Genomic DNA, 17,920 nt, shown 5'->3' with positions numbered 1-17,920 from the left:
GGCTGGGGTTTGTGGACTTGACCCCTTGCCGGCCTTACATAGGGATGAGTAACGAAAAATGAAACGCCTTAGGCCCGAGGATACAAATGGATAACCCCGTGATTGGTTTACTTATACTTGGCGGGATCGCTTTGTTCCTGATTCTCAGGTTGAAAAGTGTACTTGGCACGCGCGACGGGTTTGAAGCGCCTCCCGCAAACACACCCACGCCGCAGGGCCGCTCTGTGCGTCGTGACTTTGAAGTCATTGATGGTGGCCCGGACCGTGACATTATCGATCATGTAGATGACGGATCTGAATCCGCCCGCGCACTTGCCGGGATGAAGCTTGTAGAGCCCGGTTTTTCCGTGACTGAGTTCATTGGCGGCGCACGTGGTGCCTATGAAATGATCCTCATGGCGTTTGAGCGTGGCGATGTTGCTGAGATTGAGGATTTCCTCGCCGAAGACGTCTATGAGACGTTCGTTTCAGTGATTGCCGACCGTGAAGACAAAGGTCTGCGGATTGAAGCTGATTTCGTCGGTGTGCGTGAGGTTGGTCTGGAATCTGCAACCTTTGATCGCGATACGAATGAAGCAGAGGTAACACTCCGCTTTGTGGGTGAGCTGACCAGCGTTGTCCGCAACGAAGATGGTGAGATCGTTGAGGGCAACCCCAACGAAATCAAGAAACAGCGCGATGTTTGGACGTTTGCACGGACCATGGGCGAGGATGATCCTAACTGGCGTCTCGTCGCGACGGGTGGATGACCGACGTATCCCTAAAAGACACCGAAAAGGCCGGGTCCGATACCCGGCCTTTGTCGTTTGATGCCCTGCCCGGCTGGTCTAACGATGATCACGCAGCCGCGTGGGCGTGTTTTGAAAACACGCGTGACCTTAGTTACCCCCTAATGGAAAAACCCGGCGATGTGTCGGCGCGTGAATTCTTTGAGACGCATTTTGCGTTGAAGCGTCTAGGTAACGGTCGCGGGCATTTAACCGGCTATTACGAGCCTGAAATTGCTGCATCCCGAGTGCGTACAAATGAATACCCCTGTCCGATCTATGCCTGCCCTCAGGACGCTGCATCGCAAGCATTGACTCGTAAGGCGATCATTCGGGACAGGGCGCTGGATGGGCTAGGACTAGAAATTGCGTGGCTACGGGACCCGGTAGATGCTTTTTTCCTACAAGTGCAGGGATCAGGGCGATTGATGTTTGCGGATGGTCAAAGCCTTCGTGTGGGTTTTGCCGCTAAAAACGGTCATCCCTATGTCAGTATAGGTGCTGAACTGGTCCGCAAAAATGTTTTCGCCGCAGACGAGGTATCGGCGGATAAGGTTAAGGCGTGGCTCCGCACAAATGGAACCGATCTGTTGCTACTGAACCCCTCTTTCGTGTTCTTCAAAGTCCTCGACCTGCCACAAGACAGTGGGCCACTTGGCGCGATGGACCGGCCGGTGACGACTGATCGTACATTGGCGGTAGATCCAGCATATATTCCGCTTGGCACCCCAGTTTGGATCGAGTTGGAGGGTTATAACCGCCTATGCGTGGCCCAAGATATAGGTAGCGCGATCAAGGGCCCTAACCGGGGCGATCTTTATTGCGGAACTGGCACAGATGCCGGCCTGCGCGCAGGGTCACTGAATGCCGAGGTTACCATGACACTCCTTTTGCCGCGTGAGGTATCGACATGAGCCGCCGTCGCAAGGAGCTTAGTTCAGACGATACCGCCCTTTGGCAGGAGGTCGTCAAAACGGCTGAGCCGCTGCACCCTACCAAGCGGGCAAGCGCGCCGCCGGAGCAACCAAAACCCAAGCCTAGCCCAAAGCCTGATCATACGATCTCACATTTTCAATTGGGTCAGCAGGCACGTGCCAAGCTGCCTTCGCATGACATTGCCCCCGCCCTGCGGGAGCGTGTGAATAGCGCTCCGCTGCGTATGGACAAAAAGACGTTTACAAAAATGCGGCGCGGTAAGGTCCGTCCCGAGGGGAAGCTGGATTTGCACGGCATGACGCTGGCGGCGGCCCACCCCACGCTGATGCGGTTCGTGATGGACGGGCATGCGGATGGCAAAAGGCTTCTGCTCGTAGTGACCGGCAAAGGCAAAAGCACGCGCGATGATGGCCCTATCCCAATCCGCCGCGGGGTTTTGCGACACCAAGTGCCTCAATGGCTGGCTATGCCTCCGATGGGTGCAGTGGTTTCACAGGTGACCCAAGCGCACATTAGCCATGGTGGTGAGGGTGCATATTATGTCTATCTACGCCGAGCGCGCTGACCTTAGGCCGAGCCACGCCAATAGGCCTGCGCCCACAAAATAGACACTAAACAAGGGAAATTGTGCATTGAACGACAAACCGGTGTCGATGAATGCACCGGTGATCCAAGGCCCCGCGGCTGATCCCGCCACCATGACTGCGGTCGCTAGCGCCTTGATAGATCCGACGAATTGCGTGCCATAGTGCTCTGCCCAAAACGCGCCGGGGACAGCCGCGCTCATACCTTGGGTTGCGCCGATTATCACAAATGCAGCACCGCCCACCCACAATGACGTAGCTGACGCCAGCAACATAAAGCCCAACGCAGCCGGGATCAGATAGGTTGGAACAAGAAGCCGCGTGCCAAATCGATCAATAGCCGCGCCTGCGCAGAGCATCGCAACCACAGACGCCACTGTAAAAACGGGAAACAAGAGGGTGAGGTCCGCATGCGTCCAACCCTTAACTTCGGCCAAGTGGACTTGGTGGAAAAACAGCGCTGTCCCCCAAGCCGATAAGCCAAAGATCGAAGGGCAAAAGGCCCAGAATAGCGGGTGTCGTATAGCCTCAGCGCGGGTCCAATGCCGCGCGCCCATACCTGTCGCACCCTTTTCCTCAGCGTGGGATTGTGGCGTGCGTTCCTTTTGCAAAAGCCAAACCAACAGCGGGATGGCGAGAAATGCGAAGCCGGCTGCAATTGCCCACGAAACACGCCACCCCACTGCGTCTTTGATCATGACAAACAGCATAGGCAGGAACGCCTGCGCCACAGCAAAACCAAGGGCCGCAATGGCCAACGCCCGCCCGCGCGAGGCAACGAACCAGCGGGTCATCGCAACAGCGGGGATATGGCTCAGCATGCCCTGCCCCGTCACCCGTAGCGCGAGGATCAAAAACACTAAGGTTCCCGCAAATGGGTTAACCGCCATCGCAATGCACGACAGTGCTAGCAGGATCAGTGTTATCGCGGAGAGTGTCCGCACCCGGAACCTGTCTGTTAACCCGCCTGCCCATACCATGATCAGGGCCGACACACCTGTACCGATCCCATAGATCAGACCCCAATCCCCATGGCTTAACCCGAAATCACGGCGAATTTCACCGGCAAAGATCGCGATAAAGAAGGTTTGCCCATAGCTGGACGAAAACGCCAACAGCGCCCCCGCCGCCAGCCAGCGGATGTTAGAGAGGAAAAACCCGATCATGGCCAAGCGTTACGGCCCAAGGGTGCATCACGCTAGTGTTTTAGAGCACATAACGGCTTAGATCGGTCGATTTCGCCAAAGCGCCGAGGTGTTTGTCAACAAATGCCGCATCAACCGTAACCGTATCGCCGGTCCGATCAGGCGCGGAAAAGCTAAGATCCTCGAACACGCGTTCCAGCACCGTATAAAGCCGCCGTGCCCCGATATTCTCAACGCTTTCGTTTACCTCAGCGGCGATGCGGGCCAAGGCACCGATACCCTCGGGCGTGAAATCAACAGTGACTTCTTCCGTCGCCATCAGCGCCGTGTATTGCCGTGTCAGCGCGTTGTCGGTTTCCGTCAGAATGCGCACGAAGTCTTCTTCGGTCAGGCCGCGCAATTCGACGCGGATGGGCAAACGACCCTGAAGTTCGGGCAAAAGGTCCGAGGGTTTTGCGATATGAAACGCACCGGATGCAATGAACAGGACGTGGTCGGTTTTGACGGGTCCGTGCTTGGTCGAAACGGTTGTACCTTCAATCAGAGGCAATAAATCACGCTGCACCCCTTCGCGGGACACGTCACCGCCACGCGCATCAGAGCGGGCGCAAACCTTGTCGATTTCATCGATAAATACGATGCCAGATTGCTCAACCGCACGGATCGCCTCACGATTGACGGCCTCAGCATCGAGCAGTTTGTCAGCCTCTTCGTCGATCAGCAGATCATAGCTGGCCGCAACGGTTAGGCGTTTCGTAACTGTGCGCTGGAATGCTTTGCCAAACATTGCCCCAAGATCCATGCCGCCGGGCATCTGTCCGGGCTGGCCCGGGATCTCAAAGGGCATCGGGTTCGAGGTATCCTGCACCTCAAGCTCAATGATCTTGTCGTCCAATTCACCGGCGCGCAGTTTTTTGCGGAACATATCCCGGGTGCCATCGCGGGCGCCGTCACCGGCCAGCACGTCAATCACCCGCTCCTCTGCGGCGGAATGAGCATTGGCTTTAACCTCATCGCGCATGTGTTCACGGGTCATCAGGATGGCACTGTCCACCAAATCACGAATGATCTGCTCTACATCGCGACCAACATAACCGACTTCGGTGAATTTCGTGGCCTCAACCTTTAGAAACGGCGCGCGCGCAAGCTTGGCAAGACGACGAGAGATTTCGGTTTTGCCAACGCCGGTGGGGCCGATCATCAAGATGTTCTTGGGATACACTTCATCGCGCAGGTCATCGCCCAACTGCTTGCGGCGCCAACGATTGCGGAGCGCCACGGCAACAGCCCGCTTGGCATCCTTTTGGCCGATGATGAAACGGTCAAGCTCGGATACGATTTCACGCGGGGTCAGGTTGGTCATTATGGTCTCCTTCTTGGTCCTAACTAAGCGCCCGGTCGAAAATCGCAACCAATCGGTCTAGGGCTGCCCAAGGATGATACGTGTTGTTTGGCGGGCGCGGATGACCGAGCCCGGAATAAGTCCCGGCCTCAGGGCGGCATCGCGGCCCAAGGCATCAGCGGTTTTTGACAGTTGGCGGATCAGGCGAATGGCTTCTGGCGATGAGGCTGCCGTAAAGTGCCGAAGCCTGTCGCCCCCTGATGACAATCCGCTGACATCCAAAAACAATAGATCGAAAGCCCCCAACTCATCTGAATCCCCCAAGGAACCAACCCGGCTTACTTGGCCCGTCAGCCGGGCAGAGACCGTTAACGCCCGATCGTTCGGAGAGGCAATCACGATAAACGGATCAGGCAATTTGCCAATCCGGGTGGCCTGCGCCTTGAACACATCAAGGTCGATATCTGGCGAAATCAGGACGACGCCATCCAACCTATCCAACACGTCGCGCCGGCCAGAGATTGCCAAGTCTCGTAGGACCTCCATCAACAGATCCGATCCGACAGAGTGGGCGACGACGGTGAATTCTTTGGTTGTTAACCCAGACAGGGCCACGATGAGATCTTGCAGCCCTGAGCGCGATGCCATGATGGATTCACGGTCAAACGCATAGGCAAGCGCGTTGCCTGCAGATGGCCATGAGTAATGCGCCGACACGCCGTTGAAATCAAAGTCCTCAGCCATTTGCACGGTTCGCAAAACGCCGTCAGCAAAGGTGTTGTTGTAGCCGTGAATATAAAGCTGAACGCGTTTTTCATCACTTTGGGATAAGGCGCGTTTGATGCCGGTGATCAGCGCGCGCTGGGTACCAAAAGGTGTTACATCGCTGACCAGCATGTCGGTTTCAGGGTCAGGCTTGCGGAAAGGAAAGGCAACTTCTCCCTCCGGCCGATTGGGCGGCAGCGTGATGTCGATCTGCATATGGCGGGATTGTGGACTGCGCGCCGATGTCAGAACGCGAGTATCAGGATCAATATCGCGCTGTGTCGTCACAAAGACCGACCGGGTCGGTAGATCAAGTCCAGATGGCGCGCTCATGAGGGCCGCGCGTGGTGCGCAGCCCGCTAATAATCCCAAAACGATGAGCGCGCGCCACATGTGTCAGCCGATCGTTTCAACCGTGAGCTTGCCATTGGTGTAAACGCAAATGTCGGCAGCAATGGCCATGGCTTTGCGTGCCAATGTTTCGGCGTCTAAGTCTGTTTCCATCAGGCCGCGCGCTGCCGCGAGCGCGAAGTTCCCGCCCGACCCGATAGCGGCGATGTCATGCTCTGGCTCCAGCACATCGCCCGCGCCGGTGATCACGAACAGGTCGGTGCCGTCCGTGACGATCAGCATCGCTTCTAGCTTTTGCAGGTACTTGTCGGTGCGCCAGTCTTTGGCCAATTCGACGCTTGCGCGGGCCAGTTGGCCCGGGGTGGCCTCTAGCTTGGTTTCTAACCGTTCAAGCAGGGTGAAGGCATCGGCCGTTGATCCGGCAAAGCCCGCAACAACTTCATGCCCGCCAGGTGAAAGCCTGCGCACTTTGCGCGCCGTACCCTTGATGACCGTTTGCCCAAGCGACACCTGTCCGTCGCCCGCAACAACGACCTTACCGCCTTTGCGCACACCGATGATTGTTGTGCCGTGCCAACCGGGAAATTCGCTCATCTTTTGACCTCCGTTTGGCCCCTGTATGCCGGGGGTCGTTCAAAATTGCCAGCGGGCGCGGCGGGGCACTTTGACCGCGAGCATCGGCTTAATGAGTTTCGTCCCAAAACGGTTGAGGTCGAGCGCCTCATGCACACCGATGGTTTCATGGCCGTCGATCATGGTTTTGACTGCGCTGCGTGAATAAAACGGTGCGTCGAGCATCATTTTGACCTCACGCGGGGCGGTGCCAGGGTCTGCGCGGGTTTCGCGGCGGACCAACCAGCGGGATCTTGCCATGCGGGTACGTGGGGGGCCGGGAATTTCCTCAACCGACCCATCATCGCCGAACCGCACTGCGACGGACAGCTCGCTGCCATCACGGCGGTCCGCGTCATAAAACGTGACAGATCCGCCCGGCACCGGATACCGGCCCCACGTCCAATAGCTGAAGTCATCCTCTAGGGCTGCCGTCCCAAAGTTGCTGTCGAAATAACCGTGCCCATTCCAACGCCAACCGGGGCGGTTCAGGTCAACTTCAATGTCGCTCGATGGTGCAAAGGGACGCCAAACATGACGACCGTCGTCCGTTAAGGGTAGTTCAACGGAGGTGAGCGTTTTGGGTCGGATCGTGACCTTACCCGCAAGCCGCTGTGCGTGGGGCGTGCTGATCTCGTTCAGGTCGATCACCAGTTTTTCGCCGTCCCAATGCAGGGACGATGGGCCAACCGTCATTGTTTCATCCGAGAGCTTTAGCGCCGAACGCCCCCTGTCGGTCATGGTCCAGCGTCCGCCCCGCCCGTAGGTCGCGACATTGATGCAGCAGTGATTGGCGGGGTCTTTGCGCCCCGACCACCGGTACCAGGGCGAAAAGACCGACCCTATGAAGGCGATGATCGAGATCGCGCGGCTTCCGTCTTCGCTGATGCCGTCAATGTACCACCACGCATAGCCGTTTTCGGGGACGTCGATGTTGAAGCAAGGTCGCTCAAGATCGCCTCTGCCGCGTGCTTGCCGGAGAGAGCCGCCATCGGAATGCCCGCCCCCGGATGCGCCCCCCCGCTCGCGAGATAAAGCCCGGCCAAGGGTGTCCGCGCGGTCGGGCGTTGGAACGCTGCCATCATTCCATGTGGGGATCGCCCGTAAAGGGATCCGTCCGATGCCGGAAACAGACGATTGAACATCTCTGGTGTCGTGAGTGCGGCTGTTGACGGCTGCGGAGAGAACCTGAGCCCCATGCCCTCTAGCGTCTGAAAGGTCACGTGGTGACATTGATTCATCTCCTTTTGGCTCGGTTCGGTTTGGGGGCGCGGTGGGCCGTTCATAATGATCTCAAACCGCTCAGGGCCGTCCGTTTGCGTGCCTGTTCCGCGATCTTGGGCACATACATATAGCGTGGCATCGGTGGGCATTTGCCCGGCTTCGATTGCGGAAAACTCATGTTTAGGGTCTTTTGCAAAGAACACATTGTGATGGTCCAGTGCGACACCAGACCGTGTTGCGGCGAATGACCAGACAAAGGCTGATAGGCTTCTTGGTTCTTGGGGCGGAACGGCTTTTTGTGATGAGGCGCCCAAAAGCCCCGCGTTCAACGCCTTTGGATCGCCGTTAAAAACGACGACATCGGCGGGGTAGCGTGCATCTTTGGTGTGAACCGCGACAACCTTATCGCCTTGGGTTTCGATACGGATGACAGAGCTGTTTGTTCGAAGGGTCGCGCCTGCCTGTGTGGCAACATTGGCCATCGCTTGCGCCAACATATGCATACCGCCTTCAACGCGCCAAACACCCTGCGCCTCTGCGTGCCAGATCAACCCAAGGATCGCGGGCGATTGATAGGGCGAACCGCCAACATAGGTAGCGTAGCGTCCGAACAATTGCCGCAACCGGGGGTCCGAAAACGAAAGCGCGAGCTTGCGCGCAAGCGATAAGCCGGGCGCCATCGCGGGGATAAGGCTGGGGTGCCGCATTACATGCCGGGTTAGCGCGTCTTGGGACGGTGCCGCGCTGTGCATCATGGGGCCCTCAAAGGCGTTGAACAGCTGCGCGGCGGTCTTAGAAAACCGCCGAAATTCGCGCGCGGCTTTGGCACCGGCGAATGTACCCACCGCGTCCTCGGATGCGCGTTGATCTGCGAACAGGTCCAGTGTGCTGCCGTCTTGCCAGTGATGACGGGCGAGTATCGTTTCGGGCACGAGGGTGACATGGTCATCCAGCCGTGCACCTGCGCTGTGGAACAAGTCCTCAAAAACAGGCCGCATGGTCATGACAGTTGGGCCAGCATCGACAGGGCCAGCGTCCGACGGGACCGTTCGCATCTTGCCGCCGGGCGCGTCGTGCGCCTCAAGAATTGTGACGTCACCATGGGCGCACAGCCGCATGGCGGTGGCGAGGCCACCTACCCCGGCTCCGATGATCACAATCTGTCTTGTCATACACAAACAGTTGACTCGGACGGCTCATATGTCCAGTGTGATTTACATGTATGTGTCAGATAATTATGACACTAACGGTACGGAGATCCGATATGCCATTGAAAACTCGCATCGAAAACGCGATTGACGCGGCTCTTTTGCGGGCGCGGCGCGGTTCTGCTCCGACCCAGCTTTCTAATGCATTGTTCTACGCAATGAAGCCCGGAGGGGCGCGCATTCGTCCGACAATCTCACTTTCTGTGGCTTTAGCTTGTGGCGATGATGCGCCTGATGTGTCCAACGCGGCGGCAACCTCGATTGAGTTGATCCACTGCGCGAGCCTCGTTCACGATGACATGCCTTGCTTCGATGACGCCGACACCCGGCGCGGCAAGCCGACGGTTCACAAAGAATACGGCGAAGCTTTGGCGCTGCTGACAGGTGATAGTCTCATTGTTCAAGGGTTCGACACACTGGCCCAGGTTGCGCGCAAACACCCTGCCCGTGCTGCTGAGCTGATGTCCGAACTCGCCAACTTTACCGGTATGCCGAATGGAATTTGTGCAGGCCAAGGTTGGGAAAGCGAAGAACATATTGATCTGTCCGCCTATCACCGGGCGAAAACTGGCGCACTGTTTACTGCCGCGACCCGCATGGGTGCCATCGCTGCGGGGCAAGAGGCTGAACCTTGGACCGAACTTGGCGCGCGTATTGGTGAGGCGTTCCAAGTGGCCGATGACCTGCTTGATGCGCTGTATGATGCGGACACGATTGGAAAACCTGCTGGACAAGACGCTCTGCACAATCGCCCCAATGCCGTTAGCGAATACGGTGTTGGAGGTGCGGTAAAGCGCCTTGAGGATATTCTTGGTGGGGCAATTTCGTCGATCCCATCGTGTCCGGGCGAAGCCATGCTCGCAGAGATGGTGCGGAAAACGGCTGAGCGTCTGACGCCAGTGATGCCGGCATCCACCGCAGCAGAATGACACTCGCTGATCCGCAGATGCCCGTGGCTCGCAAGGGGCCGTGGTTGCCGCGTTTGATTGCGTCGCGCCGATTCCAAAGCTGGGCGGCGCGTTTTCCGTTGACCCGCCGCATTGCGCGTAAGGATGGCGAAAAGCTGTTCGATCTGGTCTCTGGGTTTGTTTACTCGCAAGTTTTATTGGCTGTGGTTGAACTGCGGCTACTACCGACGCTGATGGCTGGACCTTTGTCGGCTGCGGACTTGGCCAAAGGAACCGACCTGACTGCGGACCGGATGGAAATCCTTTGCGATGCCGCCGTGGCATTGGGCCTAATGACGAAAAAACGCGCGCTTTATCGTCCGGGTCGTCTGGGTGCGGCGATGCAGGGTGTGCCCGGGCTAGAGGCGATGATCCGCCATCACGGCGCATTCTACCGCGACCTTGAGGATCCTGTGGCCTTGCTCGCACAGCAAAAGGACACAGAGCTTGCGCAGTTTTGGCCCTATGTTTTCGGCGCAGCACAGGCTGAAGATTCCGAAACCGCGCGCACCTATTCTGACCTCATGGCGCAGAGCCAAGTCCTTGTGGCTGAGGATACTCTGGCGCGTGTGGACCTGCGCGATGCGCGGACGGTTTTGGATATTGGCGGCGGGACGGGCGCGTTTTTGCGCGCTGTTGGGGCGCGGCACAAAAAGCCCGCGCTTCATTTGTTCGACCTGGCCGCTGTGGTGCCAGATGCGACTGCGCAATTCGCCCAAGCGGGGCTATCCCAGCGGGTGACAATTACGCCGGGCAGCTTTCGTGATAACCCTCTTCCGCAGGGTGCTGACGCGATTTCACTGGTCCGCGTTCTCTATGATCATGCGGATGAAACGGTGGCAGCACTACTGTCTAAAATATATGACACTCTGCCCGAAGGTGGGCGCCTGATCGTGTCCGAACCTATGGCTGGTGGCGAAAACCCCACGCGTAGTGGGGATGGATATTTCGCGTTCTATACGCTGGCGATGCAAACTGGGCGTGCCAGAAGTCCCCATAAAATCAAACAGATGCTGCTTGCTGCTGGGTTCTCGACGGTCACGGATCAAGGCAGTTCGCGGGCGTTTGTGACCCACGTGATCGAAGCACGTAAGCACGCTCAGAGCTAATGCAATGCTGAGTGTCAGTTTTAATTGACATTATTAACTGTCAGTTTATTCTTACATCACGACAAATCGACACACCTTGAGTCTCCGAAGGAGAGTCGAGGCGAGTGAAGGAACTCACAGACGTGGACGCGACCGCAGTTATCTTGACCGGCCCGAAGGAGATCGACGTGCAAACCGTTGCGCTGTCCGTTCCTGGTGCTGCCGACATTGTGGTCGAAATTGCGCATTCCGGCATTTCCACTGGCACCGAGAAACTGTTTTGGTCCGGCAATATGCCGCCCTTCCCCGGCATGGGGTATCCTCTGATCCCTGGGTATGAGGCCTCTGGTGAGGTCGTCGAAGCGGGCCCAGACGCGGAATTCGCCGTTGGCGATCACGTGTTTGTTCCGGGTGCGAATTGCTACGGCGATGTGAAGGGCCTGTTTGGCGGCGCCTCTAGCCGATTGGTGTCCGACAGCGCGCGGGCCGTAAAGATTGACCGCCAGATGGGGCCCGAAGGCTCCCTCTTGGCGTTAGCCGCCACCGCGCGGCACGCCATCTGCGCCCCTATTGCCGAATTGCCTGACCTGATCGTGGGTCACGGCGTCTTTGGTCGCCTTTTGGCCCGTATCTGTATCGCCTCCGGCAAGACACCCACCGTGTGGGAGGTTAACACCGATCGTATGGCCGGGGCTGACGGGTATGATGTGATCCATCCCGACGCCGACCCGCGCCACGACTACGGTTGTGTGATCGACGCATCGGGCAACGGCGATCTTTTGAATACCTTTGTGTCGCGCATCGCCAAGGGTGGTGAGGTCGTTTTGGCCGGGTTTTATCCCGAACCGCTGACCTTTGCCTTCCCGCCTGCGTTCATGAAGGAAGCCCGCCTGCGCATCGCCGCAGAGTGGACCTCAGACGACCTGATCGCCACCCGCGATCTTATTGAAACCGGCGCGCTTAGCCTTGCCGGGCTTATTACCCACCAATCTTCACAAGCAGGGGCCGCGAGTGCGTATCAGACCGCGTTCAATGACCCAACCTGCCTGAAGATGATCCTTAATTGGGAGCACTAGAATGACCCTTGATGTACCGAACCTGAAGGAATTCAACGACCGCCTGCGTGACGAAGCGGCCGAAGAACCCACACTGGAAGTGCCCCAGGGCGAACCGACGAAAAAGACCCAGATCATTGCGATCTATGGCAAAGGCGGCATCGGGAAATCCTTTACGCTCGCGAACCTCAGCCACATGATGGCCGAGCAGGGCAAACGGGTTCTGCTCATCGGGTGTGACCCAAAATCCGACACCACATCGCTGCTGTTCGGTGGCAAAGCCTGCCCCACGATCATTGAAACCTCGACCAAGAAAAAGCTCGCGGGTGAAGAGGTCAAAATCGGTGATGTGTGTTTCAAGCGTGGCGGTGTGTTCGCGATGGAACTGGGCGGCCCCGAAGTGGGTCGTGGCTGTGGTGGCCGCGGGATTATTCACGGGTTTGAATTGCTCGAAAAGCTAGGGTTCCACGATTGGGACTTTGATTACGTTCTGCTCGATTTCCTCGGCGACGTGGTATGCGGCGGCTTTGGTCTGCCGATCGCCCGGGACATGGCGCAAAAGGTGATCTTGGTTGCCTCGAACGACCTGCAATCCTTGTATGTGGCCAACAATGTCTGCTCGGCAGTGGAATACTTCCGCAAGCTGGGCGGCAACGTCGGCGTCGCCGGTCTTGTGATCAACAAGGATGATGGTTCCGGTGAGGCGCAGGCCTTTGCTGAGGCCGTGGATATCCCGATCCTCGCCTCGATCCCGCAAAACGATGATCTGCGCAAGAAATCTGCAAACTACCAAATCGTCGGCACCGCTGAGAGCGAATGGGGCGCCCTGTTCGCGGCCCTTGGCGACAACGTTGCATTGGCCCCTCCTCAGCGGCCCACAGCCCTGAGCCAAGATGGCCTTTTGGAGCTGTTCGATGGCTCTGAAACCGGCGCGGGCGTAAAGCTTGAGCCTGCCACAGACACTGACATGCGCGGCAAGAATGCCAAGCCTGTCGAAAGTTTGGAGGTCATTTACGACAATGTTTGATCTTCAAGAACTGTCTCAATGGGATGAGGCCGAACGCGCCGCAACGCCCATCGCGGAAACGGTCGCAGAGGACCGCTCTATTCGCACGCTTCAACGCATGATCGCCCGTGATGATCAGGTGCAATGTCCCTTCGGCTTCACAAAAGAGGTGCACGATGGACAAGCATGACACGCGCGGCTCAGAGGTCAGCTATGATGACACGGCCGAAGTAGAGGTCACACTCGGCCAAGATCGGGATGAAGCACCTGTGGGTGCTGCACCGGTTGATGGCATGGGGTGTCACGCGGGCGCCGGTGAGATGGAAGCGGCAGCCCGGATGGCGGGTAAGTCTGACATTCTGGATCAATACGCCAAGGACTATCCCCAAGGCCCCCACGACAAACCCCAATCCATGTGCCCAGCGTTTGGGTCGCTGCGCGTGGGTCTGCGGATGCGCCGCACGGCTACGGTTTTGTCCGGGTCGGCGTGTTGCGTTTATGGCCTGACATTTGTCAGCCACTTTTATGGGGCGCGCCGCTCGGTCGGATATGTGCCCTTTAATTCCGAAACCCTCGTAACCGGCAAACTGTTCGAGGATATCCGGGACGCCGTTCATGAAATGGCTGATCCCGAACGGTATGACGCTGTTGTCGTGACCAACTTGTGTGTGCCCACCGCGTCCGGTGTGCCGTTGCGGTTGCTTCCCGATGAAATCAACGGAGTACGGATCGTCGGCATCGACGTCCCCGGCTTTGGTATTCCGACGCACGCGGAGGCCAAGGATGTTTTGGCCGGCGCGATGCTCAACTACGCCCGCAAGGAAGTGGAGGCCGGACCGGTCGCTGCCCCCGCAGCGGGCAAAGCGGATCGTCCGACAGTGACCCTGTTGGGCGAAATGTTCCCTGCAGATCCGATAGGAATTGGAGGGATGCTCGCGCCACTCGGTCTGGCGGCAGGTCCGGTCGTTCCCTGCCGTGAGTGGCGTGAGCTCTATTCAGCCCTGGATTGCGGTGCCGTCGCCGCGATCCACCCGTTCTACACCGCCGCGATACGCGAGTTTCAGGCAGCGGGACGGAAAATCGTGGGCTCAGCCCCGGTTGGGCATGACGGCACCGCCGCGTGGCTGTCGGCCATTGGCGATGCGTTCAACGTAAAACCAGACATGGTTGCAGCCGCACAAAACGCGTTTCTTCCCGCGATCAAAAGCGCGCTGGCCGCGACGCCGGTCAACGGCACGATCACGCTTTCGGGTTACGAAGGCTCAGAGCTGTTGGTCGCCCGCCTATTGATCGAAAGCGGCGCAAACGTGCCCTACGTTGGCACCGCCTGCCCCAAAACGGAATGGTCGCAGTCGGACGTTGAGTGGCTGGAAGCCAAGGGCGTTAAGGTCAAATTCCGAGCCTCGCTTGAGGATGATTGCGCCGCGATGGAAGCGATCAAGCCGGACCTTGCGATCGGCACCACGCCCGTTGTGCAAAAGGCCAAAGAGCTTGCGATCCCCGGCTTGTATTTCACCAACCTGATCTCGGCTCGACCTTTGATGGGTCCGATGGGTGCAGGCAGCCTGCAACAGGTGGTGAATGCCGCGATGGAAAACAAACATCGCTTTGACCACATGAAAGAGTTCTTTGAGGGCGTTGGCCACGGTGACACCGCTGGTGTCTGGGAGGGCGCGCCAAACCTGCGTCCCGATTTCCGCGCGACGCAGCAAAAGAAGCTCGACAAAGCGGCCCGCGCTGCAAAAGCGCAGGAGATGATCTGATGCTTATTCAAGATCACGACCGCGCTGGCGGATACTGGGGGGCTGTTTACGCGTTTTGCGCCGTAAAGGGCCTGCAAGTGGTGATTGACGGCCCTGTTGGATGTGAAAACCTGCCCGTGACCTCTGTTTTACACTATACAGACGGCCTGCCGCCCCATGAATTGCCCATCGTAACGACGGGTTTGGGCGAAGAAGAGTTGGGACGCGACGGCACCGAGGGCGCGATGAAACGCGCGTGGGGCACGTTGGACCCTGCCCTGCCCGCCGTCGTTGTAACAGGTTCCATCGCCGAGATGATCGGCGGCGGCGTGACGCCCATGGGCACCAACATTCAACGGTTCCTGCCGCGCACCATCGATGAAGATCAATGGGAATGCGCCGACCGTGCGATGACTTGGATCTTTACCGAGTTTGGCATGACCAAGGGCCGGATGCCCCCTGAGAAAAAGCGCGAAGAAGGTGCGGCGCCTCGGGTGAATATCCTTGGGCCGATGTATGGCACGTTCAACATGCCCTCGGATCTGGCTGAAATCCGACGTTTGGTCGAAGGCATTGGTGCCGAAGTAAACATGGTGATGCCGCTTGGTGCGCACCTCGCGGAAATGCGCAATCTGGTGAATGCCGACGTCAACATCTGCATGTACCGTGAATTTGGCCGGGGGCTATGCGAAGTTCTGGGCAAGCCCTATCTGCAAGCGCCCATCGGGATCGAAAGCACGACAGCGTTCTTGCGTACCTTGGGCGCGCAGTTGGGCCTCGATCCTGAGCCGTTCATCGAGCGGGAAAAGCATTCCACGATCAAACCCGTTTGGGATTTGTGGCGCTCTGTGACGCAGGATTTCTTTGCGACGGCCAGCTTTGGCATCGTTGCGAACGAAACCTACGCGCGCGGTATCAAGAAATTCTTAGACGTTGACCTTGGCCTGCCCTGTGCCTTTGCCGTGGCTCGGACCGCTGGCAAAAAGACGGACAACGACGAAGTGCGTGCGATGATGCATTCAAAGCGCCCACTGATCGTTATGGGGTCGATCAACGAGAAAATGTATATGGCCGAGATGGCTGCGGGACATGGGCCAAAGCCAGCGTTTATCCCCGCCAGCTTCCCCGGTGCTGCCATTCGTCGTGCCACGGGCACGCCCTTTATGGGCTACGCCGGGGCGACGTATATGCTGCAAGAGGTCTGCAACGGCCTGTTTGATGCCCTGTTCCACATCCTGCCCTTGGGCAGTGAAATGGATAGCGCCGCAGCCACCCCCACGACCCTGCGCCAAGATTTCCCTTGGGATGCCGACGCGCAGAAACTGTTGGACCGTATCGTAGAAACCCACCCCGTTTTGACCCGGATTTCTGCGGCCAAAACACTGCGCGATGCCGCAGAGAAATCCGCGCTGGAATCCGGCGCAGAGCGGGTTGTGCGCGAAACGGTCGAGGCGCTTGCGCCGAAAGAAATCTTTATCAAGGATGAGGAGAACAGCCATGTCTGATCAAACTTCGAATGCCCCGCATTTGGCGCGCCACTCTAAGGCACCCACTGCGGAATATTGGTTTTATTTCGGGGTTATCCTGATGGCTGCTCTGCCGATTGCTGCCATTGGCACCGCGATCGCCCTGCTGACCTGTAACCGCGAGGCGGTACGGGAAGGTGTTCTACGCAAAGCGTGGGCACAGGCGCAGACAGCCACATCCCTCATATTCTCGGCCTAAACCCCGAGTACGTATTTCACCCCTCTGACAGGGGAGAAAGGCCGACAATGCAATGAGGTGTTGTCGGAGCCCGGCCGCAGGGTTTGCGGTGTCAGCTAACCACTGGAGATCTCCATGGCTGATAAATCTGATCTGTCCTTCACAGGTCTCACTGATGAGCAGGCTCAGGAGCTGCACTCGGTCTACATGAGCGGGCTCATCCTGTTCACGATCGTAGCGTGCGTCGCGCACTTCCTGACGTACATCAAGTTCCCTTGGTTCGCAGGTTAAGGATATGGACGTGTCGAAATTTTACAAAATCTGGCTCGTTTTTGACCCCCGTCGCGTTTTCGTGGCTCAGGGCGTCTTCCTTTTCCTCCTGGCTGCGATGATCCACTTGGTTCTTCTCAGCTCAGGCCTGAACTGGTTTGAAACTGCAGCTGGCATGTAAGCCGCTGCCCACGACATCGGTTGCGGGCGGCTTTGGTCGCCCGCACCTATCTATCCAATTTTAAATACGACGGCCCGATGACGATATCGATCAGATGATCGCCTAACGCCGGCATAAAAACGCGGAGAAAGAGTATGGCACTGCTCAGCTTCGAGAGAAAATACCGCGTCCGCGGAGGGACGCTGATCGGTGGCGATCTGTTCGACTTCTGGGTCGGTCCATTCTACGTGGGCTTCTTTGGGGTAACGACGATCTTCTTCGCCGCTCTCGGGACAATTCTAATATTCTGGGGGGCTGCCATGCAGGGCACGTTTAACCCCTGGATCATCAATATCGCCCCCCCCGACTTAAAGTACGGGTTGGGTATGGCACCGCTCATGGAGGGCGGGCTTTGGCAAATTATCACGTTCTGTGCGGTCGGCGCCTTCGTAAGTTGGGGTCTGCGCGAGGTCGAGATTTGCCGTAAACTGGGCATGGGCTACCACGTCCCCGTTGCATTCGGCTTCGCTGTCTTCGCCTACGTGACGCTGGTTGTTTTCCGCCCGTTGCTGATGGGCGCGTGGGGTCACGGCTTCCCGTACGGGATCTTTAGCCACCTCGACTGGGTGTCTAACGTTGGCTATTCCTACCTCCACTTCCACTACAACCCTGCGCACATGTTGGCGGTGACGTTCTTCTTCACCACGACGCTTGCGTTGGCGTTGCACGGCGCGCTGATCTTGTCGGCGGCCAACCCTGAAAAGGGCGAGGAAGCCAAAACACCCGATCACGAAGATACCTTCTTTCGAGATTTCATCGGGTACTCCGTTGGCACCTTGGGCATTCACCGTGTTGGCCTGTTGCTGGCACTGAACGCAGGCTTTTGGTCGGCGATCTGTATCATCATCTCTGGCCCGGTCTGGACCAAAGGTTGGCCTGAGTGGTGGAATTGGTGGCTTGATCTGCCGATCTGGCCCTCTGTCCGCGCAGCAGCTGCAGCAGGAGGGATGTAAT

20 protein-coding genes are annotated in these 17,920 nt (G+C 58.0%); 14 read left to right on the top strand and 6 right to left on the bottom strand.

What is annotated here, in order from left to right; all coding sequences use genetic code 11:
- Positions 1–86: 86 nt before the first annotated feature.
- The 3 genes from THS5294_RS09130 to THS5294_RS09120 are packed head-to-tail and all read left to right on the top strand — an operon-like array spanning position 87 to position 2,268.
- Complete coding sequence (locus tag THS5294_RS09130; RefSeq protein WP_058123511.1) at positions 87–749, top strand: Tim44/TimA family putative adaptor protein; 663 nt, start codon at positions 87–89, stop codon at positions 747–749.
- Positions 746–1,681: a murein transglycosylase A gene (gene mltA / locus THS5294_RS09125; protein WP_058123510.1), complete on the top strand. Its 936-nt coding sequence runs from the start codon at positions 746–748 to the stop codon at positions 1,679–1,681. The genes THS5294_RS09130 and mltA overlap by 4 nt, the downstream gene beginning before the upstream one ends.
- Positions 1,678–2,268, top strand: coding sequence for a Smr/MutS family protein (locus tag THS5294_RS09120; protein WP_058123509.1), 591 nt, complete (start codon positions 1,678–1,680; stop codon positions 2,266–2,268). Before mltA ends, THS5294_RS09120 begins: the two co-directional genes overlap by 4 nt.
- On the opposite strand, the gene THS5294_RS09115 is transcribed toward THS5294_RS09120, so the two are convergent.
- The 6 genes from THS5294_RS09115 to crtD all read right to left on the bottom strand — a co-directional run bounded on the left by THS5294_RS09115 (position 2,251) and on the right by crtD (position 8,898).
- Positions 2,251–3,453 carry an MFS transporter gene (locus tag THS5294_RS09115; RefSeq protein WP_058123508.1) on the bottom strand — a complete coding sequence of 401 codons (1,203 nt, stop codon included), beginning with the start codon at positions 3,451–3,453 and terminating at the stop codon, positions 2,251–2,253. The genes THS5294_RS09120 and THS5294_RS09115 overlap by 18 nt on opposite strands.
- Before the next feature lie 40 nt (positions 3,454–3,493).
- Positions 3,494–4,795 carry an ATP-dependent protease ATPase subunit HslU gene (hslU, locus tag THS5294_RS09110; protein WP_038007367.1) on the bottom strand — a complete coding sequence of 434 codons (1,302 nt, stop codon included), beginning with the start codon at positions 4,793–4,795 and terminating at the stop codon, positions 3,494–3,496.
- A 57-nt stretch (positions 4,796–4,852) separates the two neighbouring features.
- Positions 4,853–5,872 (bottom strand): alpha/beta hydrolase, encoded by a 1,020-nt coding sequence (locus THS5294_RS09105; protein ID WP_158508591.1) that lies wholly within the window; start codon positions 5,870–5,872, stop codon positions 4,853–4,855.
- 63 nt (positions 5,873–5,935) lie between these two features.
- Positions 5,936–6,484: an ATP-dependent protease subunit HslV gene (hslV, locus tag THS5294_RS09100; RefSeq protein ID WP_038007373.1), complete on the bottom strand. Its 549-nt coding sequence runs from the start codon at positions 6,482–6,484 to the stop codon at positions 5,936–5,938.
- Between the two features lie 39 nt (positions 6,485–6,523).
- Positions 6,524–7,348, bottom strand: a complete 825-nt coding sequence (gene crtC / locus THS5294_RS09095) for a carotenoid 1,2-hydratase (protein ID WP_503169815.1) — start codon at positions 7,346–7,348, stop codon at positions 6,524–6,526.
- A complete protein-coding gene (crtD, locus tag THS5294_RS09090; RefSeq protein ID WP_058123505.1) occupies positions 7,345–8,898 on the bottom strand; it encodes a 1-hydroxycarotenoid 3,4-desaturase CrtD in 1,554 nt (517 codons plus the stop codon). The genes crtC and crtD overlap by 4 nt, the downstream gene beginning before the upstream one ends.
- 92 nt (positions 8,899–8,990) lie before the next feature.
- Between crtD and THS5294_RS09085 the strand changes: the two genes are divergently transcribed.
- From THS5294_RS09085 to pufL, 11 genes are all read left to right on the top strand, one after another.
- Positions 8,991–9,863 (top strand): polyprenyl synthetase family protein, encoded by an 873-nt coding sequence (locus tag THS5294_RS09085; RefSeq protein ID WP_116904392.1) that lies wholly within the window; start codon positions 8,991–8,993, stop codon positions 9,861–9,863.
- Positions 9,860–10,990, top strand: coding sequence for a methyltransferase (locus tag THS5294_RS09080; RefSeq protein WP_233486446.1), 1,131 nt, complete (start codon positions 9,860–9,862; stop codon positions 10,988–10,990). Before THS5294_RS09085 ends, THS5294_RS09080 begins: the two co-directional genes overlap by 4 nt.
- Positions 10,991–11,112: 122 nt before the next feature.
- Entirely contained in the window at positions 11,113–12,045 is a 933-nt protein-coding gene (gene bchC / locus THS5294_RS09075; RefSeq protein WP_058123587.1) for a chlorophyll synthesis pathway protein BchC, read from the top strand.
- A 1-nt stretch (position 12,046) separates the two neighbouring features.
- On the top strand, positions 12,047–13,051 hold the full coding sequence (locus THS5294_RS09070) for a chlorophyllide a reductase iron protein subunit X (RefSeq protein ID WP_038007379.1): 1,005 nt from the start codon (positions 12,047–12,049) through the stop codon (positions 13,049–13,051).
- Positions 13,044–13,220 carry a hypothetical protein gene (locus THS5294_RS18350; protein ID WP_158508590.1) on the top strand — a complete coding sequence of 59 codons (177 nt, stop codon included), beginning with the start codon at positions 13,044–13,046 and terminating at the stop codon, positions 13,218–13,220. The genes THS5294_RS09070 and THS5294_RS18350 overlap by 8 nt, the downstream gene beginning before the upstream one ends.
- The gene (gene bchY / locus THS5294_RS09065) at positions 13,207–14,793 is read left to right on the top strand and encodes a chlorophyllide a reductase subunit Y (protein ID WP_058123504.1); all 1,587 of its coding nucleotides are present in this window, start codon (positions 13,207–13,209) and stop codon (positions 14,791–14,793) included. The genes THS5294_RS18350 and bchY overlap by 14 nt, the downstream gene beginning before the upstream one ends.
- Positions 14,793–16,277 carry a chlorophyllide a reductase subunit Z gene (gene bchZ / locus THS5294_RS09060; protein WP_058123503.1) on the top strand — a complete coding sequence of 495 codons (1,485 nt, stop codon included), beginning with the start codon at positions 14,793–14,795 and terminating at the stop codon, positions 16,275–16,277. Before bchY ends, bchZ begins: the two co-directional genes overlap by 1 nt.
- A complete protein-coding gene (gene pufQ / locus THS5294_RS09055; protein ID WP_038007385.1) occupies positions 16,270–16,497 on the top strand; it encodes a cytochrome PufQ in 228 nt (75 codons plus the stop codon). Before bchZ ends, pufQ begins: the two co-directional genes overlap by 8 nt.
- 114 nt (positions 16,498–16,611) lie before the next feature.
- Complete coding sequence (pufB, locus tag THS5294_RS09050) at positions 16,612–16,767, top strand: light-harvesting antenna LH1, beta subunit (RefSeq protein ID WP_038007388.1); 156 nt, start codon at positions 16,612–16,614, stop codon at positions 16,765–16,767.
- A 10-nt stretch (positions 16,768–16,777) separates the two neighbouring features.
- Positions 16,778–16,927 (top strand): light-harvesting antenna LH1, alpha subunit, encoded by a 150-nt coding sequence (gene pufA, locus THS5294_RS09045; RefSeq protein ID WP_038007653.1) that lies wholly within the window; start codon positions 16,778–16,780, stop codon positions 16,925–16,927.
- Positions 16,928–17,061: 134 nt separating this feature from the next.
- The gene (pufL, locus tag THS5294_RS09040; RefSeq protein WP_038007390.1) at positions 17,062–17,919 is read left to right on the top strand and encodes a photosynthetic reaction center subunit L; all 858 of its coding nucleotides are present in this window, start codon (positions 17,062–17,064) and stop codon (positions 17,917–17,919) included.
- Position 17,920 lies beyond the last annotated feature (1 nt).

This window comes from Thalassobacter stenotrophicus (assembly GCF_001458315.1).
Classification (GTDB): domain Bacteria; phylum Pseudomonadota; class Alphaproteobacteria; order Rhodobacterales; family Rhodobacteraceae; genus Thalassobacter; species Thalassobacter stenotrophicus.
The sequence above is the reverse complement of the archived record's forward strand: the minus strand, read 5'-3'. Positions and strand labels throughout refer to the sequence as shown.